The sequence below is a fragment of the Pseudomonas sp. GM84 genome (assembly GCF_000282535.1).
In the GTDB taxonomy this organism is placed as follows: domain Bacteria; phylum Pseudomonadota; class Gammaproteobacteria; order Pseudomonadales; family Pseudomonadaceae; genus Aquipseudomonas.
The window spans coordinates 1-710 of the sequence record NZ_AKJC01000156.1; the positions used below are offsets into that span (position 1 = coordinate 1).

General features: G+C 63.2%; 1 protein-coding gene. It reads left to right on the top strand.

The features are described 5' to 3' along the window. The coding region (locus PMI38_RS13405) for a VCBS domain-containing protein (RefSeq protein ID WP_008094787.1) at window positions 1–710 on the top strand (710 nt) is incomplete at both ends.

Below are 710 nucleotides of genomic sequence, written 5' to 3' on the forward strand. Positions count from 1 at the left end.
TGCAGGTCAACGGCCAGTATGGCTACCTGATCATCGACGCCCAGGGCAACGCCGAGTACCACGCCAATCCCAATATCGCCTCGCCTCGCGATGCGCTCGACACGTTCGTCTACACCATTCGCGATGCCGATGGCGACGAGAGCACCACCACCATCACCATCAACGTGCACAACTCGTTGATGGCCTGCGATGACCGTGACGTCACGGTCTACGAAAAGGCGCTGGACCTGCACAAGGACGGCAATGACCTGGCCGCAGGCACCGTCACCGGTAGCGACCCCGGGTCGACCGGCGAAACGGCCACCGGGACACTGGCCGCCAGTGGCGGTGTCGGAGCACTTACCTACAGCCTGGTCGGCAACGCGGTGGGCCAGTACGGTCAGCTCCATCTGAACGCGGATGGCTCCTACACCTACACCCTGACCTCACCGGCGAACTCGCCGACCCATGCCAACGACGGCGCCAATACCGTTACGGAAACCTTCACTTACCGCGTGGAGGACACACTGGGCAACTGGACCACCAGCACCATCACCGTCACCATCGTCGACGACGTGCCACAGGCCCATTGCGACTACGCCAGCGTCGCCAAGGGTGATGTGGTGCGTGGCAACGTGATGGACAACGATGTGGTCGGTGCCGATGTTCGCCATGATGGCCAGTACGTGGTCGGCGTGCGCGCCGGCAACGACACCTCGACCTCGGCCATC